Below are 3,883 nucleotides of genomic sequence, written 5' to 3'. Positions count from 1 at the left end.
CAAATGCTGGAAGCGGATGAGCGTCAGCTACTGCTGCAAACATGGAATGCGACGGCGGCTCCTTACCCAGCCCACCAGTGCCTTCATCAGTTGTTCGAGGCGCAGGTGCAGCACAGCCCCGATGCTACTGCGCTGGTGTATGAAGAGCAGACGCTGAGCTATGCGCAATTAAACGCACGGGCCAACCGCCTCGCGCATCGGCTCATTGAACTGGGCGTTAAGCCGGACGCTCGAGTGGCGATCTGTGTCGAGCGCTCGCCGGCAATGGTCGTGGGGCTATTGGCGATCCTGAAAGCGGGCGGTGCTTGTGTGCCGCTCGATCCCGCGTATCCGTGCGAGCGCCTCGCGCATATTCTGCATGATGCCGCGCCACCGATTGTACTAGCCGATGCAACGGGCAGGGCCACGTTGGGGGAAGCGACGCTTGCGTGCCGAACCGTACTTGAGCCGGATGTAGCGCTCGATCAAGCTGCACTCAACCCGCAGGTAGCCGAACTGACTCCTCGCCATCTTGCCTATGTCATCTACACATCGGGCTCCACCGGCACGCCGAAGGGCGTGATGATCGAACATGTTCAAATTGCACGCTTATTCGAGGTTACAAAGCTTAACGGTACGTTAAATGAAGATCAGGCGCTGTTCGACCGGCCACGAGGTTATAGTCTGACGTCTGCCGATCGCGTTCTCCAAAAAACATCCTTTAACTTCGATATCTCAATTTGGGAGCTTTTTGGGACGTTGCTCAATGGCGCGGCCCTTGTTGTCGCAGACGCTGACGTTCATAAAGACCCTGTTGCCTTGATGAATCTCATTGTCCAGGAGCGCATCACGACTGTCCACTTTGTGCCATCCATGCTCAGCATTTTCTTGGATACGGAAGGCGCTCAGCGATGCACATCGGTAAAGCATTTGATTTGCAGTGGCGAAGCACTGCCCGGTGCGACTGTCCAGCGGTGTCAAACGCTGCTGCCTGACGCGCAAGTTCACAACTTGTATGGTCCCACTGAAAATCTTATTGGTACAACGTTTTGGACCTGTCCAGTGGCCTGTGTAGAAGACAATATTCCAATTGGGCGGCCGATTGCGAACACGCGCGTTTATTTGCTTGACGCGCACGGCCAGCCGGTGCCACTGGGTGCGGTCGGCGAGTTGTATATTGGTGGTGCGGGGGTCGCGCGTGGCTATCTGAACCGCCCGGAGTTGACCGCCGAGCGCTTTGTGCCGGATCCGTTCTCGATTGAGCCCGATGCGCGGCTGTATAAGACTGGGGATCTGGCGCGTTATTTACCGGACGGCAATCTGGAATTCTTGGGCCGCAACGATGAGCAAGTGAAGCTTCGCGGCTTTCGGATTGAACCGGGGGAGATCGAAGCGTGCTTAACGGCGCATCCGCAAGTGCGTGATGCGGTAGTGTTGGCAACCGGCGAGGGCTCGGCTAAGCGGCTCGTCGCGTATGTGCAGGCCGAAGCGAACGAGCACCTGGCGAGCACCTTGCGTGCACAGGTGGCGGCGAGCCTGCCTGAGTATATGGTGCCCAGCGCGTTTGTGCGGCTCGATGCGTGGCCGTTGACGCCGAACGGCAAGCTGGATCGGCGTGCACTGCCCGCACCGGATGATGACGCGCTCGCGCATCAAGCGTATGAAGCGCCGCAAGGCGAACTTGAGACGACGCTGGCGGCGATCTGGGCCGAGCTATTGGGTGTCGAACGTGTGGGTCGGCACGACAGCTTCTTTGCACTCGGGGGCCACTCGCTGCTGGCGGTGCGGTTGATAAACCGGGTCAGAGGGCTGGGTGCCGATGTGCCGCTGGCCACCTTGTTCGCGACGCCCACGTTGGCGGCGTTTGCTGCGGCGCTCGACGCCCCCTTGCAACAAGGCGCCGATGCGTTGCCCGAGATCACGCCGGTGTCGCGCGAAGGCAGTTTGCCGCTGTCGTTTGCACAGCAGCGGCTGTGGTTCCTCGCGCAGCTCGATGGGGTGAGTGACACATATCATATTCCGCTGGCGCTGCGCGTGCGCGGGCCGCTTGATCGGGCCGCATGGCAACAGGCATTGGATGCGCTGTTCGCGCGTCATGAAGCGCTGCGCTTGACGTTTGTGAGCGTTGACGGTCAGCCGCAGGTGCAATTGCTGCCGGCGGACAGGGGTGTGCCGCTGCGCTGGCATGATCTGCGCGGCGTGTCCGATGCCGACGCGCAGCTGTCGCGTTTGACCGCCGATGAAGCGTGCGCGCCGTTCGATCTGGCGCGCGGTCCGTTGATCCACGCGTGCGGCATTCAAGTGGCCGACGACGAACACGTGATGTTGCTCACGCAACACCATATTGTGTCGGACGGCTGGTCGATCGGCGTGCTCGCGCGCGAGTTGAGTGCACTATACGCGGCGAGCGTCGGGGAGCAAGCTGACCCACTGCCGCCGCTAGCGGTTCAGTATCCGGACTATGCGGCGTGGCAACGACGGTGGCTCACGGGTGAGCGGCTGCAGGCGCAAAGCGACTATTGGCGCACGACGCTGGCCGATGCGCCGGCGCTGCTGGAACTACCGACCGATCGGCCGCGCCCGGCACAACAGTCGTTTGCCGGCGCGCACGTGCCGGTGCGCATGGATGTGGCCACGACGCAAGCGCTCAAGCGCTTGAGCGCTGAACATGGTACGACGCTATTTATGACGGTGCTTGCCGCGTGGAGCGTGGAGCTCGCACGCCTATCAGGTCAGCACGACGTGGTCATTGGCACGCCCAGCGCAAATCGAGGGCATGCTGCGATCGAGCCGTTGATCGGCTTTTTTGTCAATACGTTGGCGTTGCGCGTCGACTTATCCGACGAGCCCAATACGAGCGAACTGCTTAAGCGCGTGCGGCGCACGACGCTGGACGCGCAGGCGCATCAAGATCTGCCGTTTGAGCAAGTGGTCGAGATCGTGCAGCCGCCACGCCGGCTCAATCACACGCCGCTGTTTCAAATGATGTTGGCGTGGCAGAACAATGAGCCAGGCGAGTGGCGCTTACCTGGGCTCACGGCCACGCCGGCTGAGCTCGAGTATGACGTCGTGAAGTTCGATCTCGAGCTGAACTTATTTGAGGCAGGCGACGAGGTCGTCGGCAGCTTAGCGTATGCGACGGCGCTGTTCGACCGATCCACGATCGAGCGGCACGTCGAGTATCTACAGACGATGTTGTGCGCCATGGTGGCGTGCCCCCAGCAGCCGGTCGCAACGCTTGAGTTGCTGTCGCCGGCTGAGCGTCAGTTGCTGCTGCAGACATGGAACGCGACGCAGCAGGCGTATCCGTCGCACGTGTGCGTGCACCAGTTGTTTGAGGCGCAGGTTAAGCGCACGCCCGAGGCGCCAGCGCTGGTGTTTGAAGACCAGACGTTTAGCTATGCGCAGCTGAACGCACAAGCCAATCGCCTCGCGCACCAGCTAATCGAGTTAGGCGTCAAGCCCGATGCGCGCGTGGCGATCTGCGTGCAGCGTAGTCCCGCACTGGTCGTGGGGCTGCTGGCGATTTTAAAGGCCGGGGGCGCGTATGTGCCGCTCGACCCGAGCTATCCGAGTGAGCGCTTGGTGCACATTCTCGCTGATGCGGCCCCGAGCATTGTGCTCGCGGATGCGGCCGGGCGCGCTGCGTTGGGCGACGCGGCGCTGGCCGAGTGCACGGTGCTCGATCCGGCCGAACTGCCGGCGTTGCCGGACACGAATCTATCGGTAGCCGCGCTGACGGCCCGGCATCTGGCGTATGTGATCTATACGTCGGGTTCGACCGGCACGCCGAAGGGCGTGATGGTGCCGCATCATGCGATTGCGCGGCTGGTCATCAACAATGGCTATGTTGACATTGGCACCGGTGATCGTGTGGCGTTCGCAGCGAACCCGGCTTTCGACG

1 protein-coding gene is annotated in these 3,883 nt (G+C 61.7%); it reads left to right on the top strand.

From position 1 onward, the window contains the following. Positions 1-3,883 (top strand): non-ribosomal peptide synthetase (locus B0O95_RS14990; protein WP_146064115.1); only part of this gene is annotated, 3,883 nt, incomplete at both ends.

It is taken from the genome of Mycetohabitans endofungorum, from assembly GCF_002927045.1.
GTDB lineage: Bacteria > Pseudomonadota > Gammaproteobacteria > Burkholderiales > Burkholderiaceae > Mycetohabitans > Mycetohabitans endofungorum.
This window is presented reverse-complemented; position numbering and strand designations above follow the sequence as displayed.